Annotated in this window: 5 protein-coding genes; 2 read left to right on the top strand and 3 right to left on the bottom strand. The window is 58.8% G+C overall.

The genetic code is table 11. The features are described 5' to 3' along the window. Nucleotides 1–152: 152 nt before the first annotated feature. Together PMI23_RS27920 and PMI23_RS27925 are read right to left on the bottom strand one after the other, a co-directional pair. On the bottom strand, nt 153–560 hold the full coding sequence (locus tag PMI23_RS27920) for an HPF/RaiA family ribosome-associated protein (RefSeq protein ID WP_007914181.1): 408 nt from the start codon (nt 558–560) through the stop codon (nt 153–155). A gap of 200 nt (nt 561–760) precedes the next feature. Then, entirely contained in the window at nt 761–1,708 is a 948-nt protein-coding gene (locus PMI23_RS27925; RefSeq protein WP_007914183.1) for a LysR substrate-binding domain-containing protein, read from the bottom strand. 135 nt (nt 1,709–1,843) lie between these two features. Between PMI23_RS27925 and PMI23_RS27930 the strand changes: the two genes are divergently transcribed. Both PMI23_RS27930 and PMI23_RS27935 read left to right on the top strand, forming a co-directional pair. Continuing rightward, complete coding sequence (locus tag PMI23_RS27930; protein ID WP_007950267.1) at nt 1,844–3,220, top strand: L-serine ammonia-lyase; 1,377 nt, start codon at nt 1,844–1,846, stop codon at nt 3,218–3,220. 86 nt (nt 3,221–3,306) lie between these two features. Then, entirely contained in the window at nt 3,307–4,608 is a 1,302-nt protein-coding gene (locus PMI23_RS27935; protein WP_007914189.1) for a serine/threonine transporter, read from the top strand. Here PMI23_RS27935 and PMI23_RS30120 read toward each other — a convergent pair. Then, the coding region (locus PMI23_RS30120; protein ID WP_238539571.1) for a hypothetical protein at nt 4,590–4,788 on the bottom strand (199 nt) is incomplete at its 5' end. The genes PMI23_RS27935 and PMI23_RS30120 overlap by 19 nt on opposite strands.

Consider the following 4,788-nt stretch of genomic DNA (forward strand, 5'->3'; position numbering starts at 1 on the left):
GTATTCCAAGTCGACGTACCTCTTCAGACACCTCGGTAGGCTCCCTCTCCCTCCGGGAGAGGGCTGGGGTGAGGGGCTTTTCTGCTTACAAACAAAAAACGGGCCTGCTTTCGCAGGCCCGTTCTCATTGGTTGGCTTATTAAATCAGCGTATCAACTGTTGATCGCTGCCTGTTCATTCTCGTCAAACTCTTCCGCCAACAGCTTGTCGTTAGCCTTGCCGGTGAGTGGCACCACAGCGGCACGTGGCTTACCTCGCAGTTTGCCGAAAAGGTGCTCCAGGGCGTGCTCGAGTTTTTCGGCAGCGCCGTCGATCGCCTGTTCCAGCGAATCGGCCTTGTGGGTCACGGAAATCGGTTGATGGCCTTTTGGCCGCGCTTCCAGTTGGCAGCGCAAGTCATGGGGACCTGGTTTGTCACCGTTCTCGTCGCTCAGGTGGACTTCGACACGGGTCAGGTCTTCTTCATAACGTTCGAGCGTGCTCTCAATGGTTGTACGTACCCACTCCTCCAGTCGTTGACTACTTTGAATATGGTTATCGCTGTTGACTTGGATTTGCATAGTTCATCCCTTATTTCAGCTAGCTCGTGAGAGGCCTTGAGTTGAATTTCCTGACCTCCTGGTTACAACAATCGGCCCGACTGCCGAACATTTCAACCCCTGAAAAAAGATAAATATTCATTCGCAAAAAAAGCCGGACAACCGGGCAAAGCACTGGTAAGGTCGGGAGTTGGGTCGCCTCGCAACCCTGCAAAATTCGCTCACAATTGCCCGTCATTCAACGGGTGCAAACTGCGAAATATCCCCGCCTCCTCGACCAGCCAATCATGCACCGCACGCACGCCCGGATGGCTCAACGCCCCCGGCGCATACAGCAACACGTAACGTTTGTGATTCGGTACCGACAGGCCGAACGGCACAATCAACGTCCCTCGTTCCAACTCATCGTTAAGCAAAGTGCGGCGGGCAATCGCCACGCCCATGCCGGCGATCGCCGCTTCGATGGTCAGGTGATTGCGATTGAACGTATGCCCGCGCCGTACGTCGGCGCCTTCAAAGCCGATCGCGTTTAAATAAAACTCCCACTCTGCGTATTCATAGCTGCCACGCCAGGCAGTGATGTCGTGCAATAACGGAAAATGCACCAGATCCGCCGGCCCATGCAGCGGCGGACGCCCACGCAACAGGCTCGGTGCACACACGGGAAAAATCTGCTCGTCGAGCAAGGCTGTGGATAACAATCCCGGGTAACTGCCGTCGTTCAGATCGATCGCCAGATCAAAGTCACCCTCGTGTAACGGTACGCTGCTGTCCTCGGCGACCAGCCGCAGCTGAATGTCCGGATAGCGCTGCTGCAGGCGTGGCAAGCGCGGTGTCAGCCACTTGCTGAGGAACGACGGAATCGAGCGCACGCGCAAAATTCCGCTGATCATTCCGGCGTCGAGCCGACGCAATTCGGCATCGATGCTGCCGTACGCCTCGTTGACGGTAATCGCCAGCCGCTGCCCCTCCGCGCTCAGCTCGACACCGCGCGCACGCCGATGAAACAAACGAAAACCCAGGCGCTCTTCCAACTGACGAATCTGCTGACTGACCGCCCCCGGGGTGATGTGCAGTTCTTCGGCGCAACGGGTGAACGACAGGTGCCGCGCGGCACAGGAAAACACCTGCAGCCAGACATAGGTCTGGGCGTGCAATTGACGACTCATCGTTTAGTCCTGCTAAAGGCTTACTTAGGAAGTTTCGTTAGTCACGTAGGACCGAGGTAGGCAGTATCGCCGACATTGCGCTTGTCCTACAAAAAATGGCAGCGATTCCTACTCCATTGCTTGTAAGGGTTTAGCATGGCTATCAGTGTTTTCGATCTATTCAAAGTCGGCATCGGCCCGTCCAGCTCCCACACTGTCGGCCCGATGCGGGCGGCAGCAACCTTCGCTCAGGCGCTGATCGATCAACATCTGTTGAACGATGTGCGTCGTGTGGAAATCCGTTTGTACGGTTCGCTGTCGGCCACCGGCGTCGGTCACGCCACTGACCGCGCCACGGTGATGGGCCTGATGGGCGAATGGCCGGACAGCATCGATCCGTCGACCATCGATCCCCGCATCCAGCAACTGCGTGAGACAGGCCAACTGTCCCTCGCCGGTCAGAGAGAAATTGCCTTCGACTGGCAGCGCGATCTCCTGCTGCTTGACGAGAGCCTGCCCTACCACCCCAACGCCATGTCCCTGACAGCCTTTGGCGAAACGGCCGAACTGTTCGAGCAAACGTACTACTCAGTTGGCGGCGGTTTTATCATCGAAGCGGCCGAAGCCGAGTCCGGCGTAGCCCCGGCCGGTGACGTGGTGTTGCCGTACGATTTCTCCAGCGCCGCCGAACTGCTGGCGCTGTGCAAGCAGCACAACCTGCGCGTCTCTGAACTGATGATGGCCAACGAGCGCGCCTGGCGCAGCGACGCGGAAATCCGCCAAGGCCTGTTGCACATTTGGTCGGTGATGCGTGAATGCGTCGAACAAGGCCTGCGCCACGAGGGGATTCTGCCCGGCGGCCTGAACGTGCCGCGCCGCGCGGCGAAATTGCATCGCAGCCTGCTGGAAATCGGCAAGCCCAACGTGATCAGTTCGACGCTATCGGCAATGGAATGGGTCAACCTGTTCGCCCTCGCCGTCAACGAAGAAAACGCCGCCGGCGGGCGCATGGTCACCGCGCCGACCAATGGTGCAGCGGGGATCATTCCGGCGGTTCTGCACTACTACATGAAATTCAACGCGGACGCGTCTGACGATGATGTCGTCGCTTTCTTCCTGGGCGCGGCCGCCGTCGGCATTCTCTGTAAGAAGAATGCCTCGATCTCCGGCGCCGAAGTGGGCTGCCAGGGTGAAGTCGGTTCGGCTTGCGCGATGGCCGCTGCCGGCCTGGCCGATGTGCTCGGCGCCACCCCGGAGCAACTGGAAAACGCCGCCGAAATCGGCCTGGAACACAACCTCGGCCTGACCTGCGACCCGGTCGGCGGCCTCGTGCAAGTGCCATGCATCGAGCGCAATGCCATCGCTGCCGTGAAAGCGATCAACGCCACGCAAATGGCCCTGCGCGGCGACGGCAAGCACTTCATTTCCCTCGACCGGGTGATCCGCACCATGCGCGACACCGGCGCCGACATGCACGACAAATACAAAGAGACTTCACGGGGTGGCCTTGCCGTGAGCTGGGTGGAATGCTGAGGCGCATTCCCTGACCGCCCCGGCAGACCGCACCCGACGGTCTGCCAACCGTGAGCCCGAGCAAAAATAATAACGAGGCGATACCGATGACCGATGTACGTACACCTGCTGCCGAAAATCCCGCTGCAGATCGCACACGCAATGCAGAAACGGCCCACACGGGCTGGAGCAAATTCGACACCACCTGGATGCTCGGCCTGTACGGCACGGCTATCGGTGCAGGGACTTTGTTTCTGCCGATCAACGCCGGTGTCGGTGGTTTCTGGCCGTTGCTGATTCTCGCCGTGCTGGCTTTCCCGATGACGTTTTTTGCCCACCGTGGCCTGACCCGATTCGTGCTGTCCGGGCGCTCCGGGGACATCACCGAAGTGGTCGAAGAACACTTCGGCATCGGTGCCGGCAAGCTGATCACGCTGCTGTATTTCTTTGCGATCTTCCCGATCCTGCTGGTATACAGCGTGGCGCTGACCAACACCCTGAGCAGCTTTCTCGAACACCAATTGCACATCGCCCCGCCGCCACGGGCGATCCTCTCACTGGTGTTGATCCTCGGTTTGATGGCGATTGTGCGCTGTGGGCAAAGCGTCATCGTCAAAGCCATGAGCGTGCTGGTTTATCCCTTTGTTGCGGCGTTGCTGCTGCTCGCGCTCAGCCTGATCCCGAACTGGAACGGCGCGTTTTTCGCCAGCGCTCAAGAGGCCATGCCGATGTCTGTTTTCTTCAAGACAATGTGGCTGGCGATTCCGGTGATGGTGTTCTCGTTCAACCATTCGCCGATCATCTCCGCGTTCGCGGTTGATCAGAAACAACGCTACGGCGAGCAGGCCGAACGCAAAAGCAGCGGCATCCTCGCCATGGCCCACGGCATGATGGTGGTGACGGTGATGTTCTTCTGCTTCAGTTGTGTGCTGGCGCTGTCGCCGGCGGATCTTGCGGCAGCGAAGGCGCAGAACATTTCGATCCTGTCGTATCTGGCCAACCATTTCCAGACGCCAGTGATCGCTTACGCCGCGCCGCTGATTGCGCTGGTGGCGATCACCAAATCCTTTCTCGGCCACTACATCGGGGCCAGCGAAGGTTTTCAGGGCATGATCGTGAAAAGCCTGCGCAGCCGTGGCCGGGTCATGTCGGCGAGCTGGCTGAACCGTGCGACCGCCGTGTTCATGATCCTCAGCTGCTGGGCCGTGGCGACTTTCAACCCGAGCATCCTCGGCATGATCGAAACCCTCGGCGGGCCGGTGATTGCCTGCCTGTTGTTCCTGATGCCGATGTACGCCATCCGTCGCGTGCCAGCGTTGCGCCAGTATTCGGGCCAGGTGTCCAACGTGTTTGTGGTGTTGATCGGTCTGATTGCACTGTCAGCGATCATCTACTCGGTTCTGCCCTGAAAACGCGCCATTAAAAAAGGCGAGCCGCGTGGCTCGCCTTTTTTATGCCCGTGTTCATTGTTCGACAATTTTCCCGGCACAGCCCTTGCTACTCCCCTGTGAGAGCTGTCGCAGGCTGCGATCTTTTGATCTTCATGATCGAAATCAAAACACCGAAGATCAAAAGATCGCAGCCTCGTT

Source organism: Pseudomonas sp. GM24 (assembly GCF_000282235.1).
Lineage (GTDB): Bacteria > Pseudomonadota > Gammaproteobacteria > Pseudomonadales > Pseudomonadaceae > Aquipseudomonas.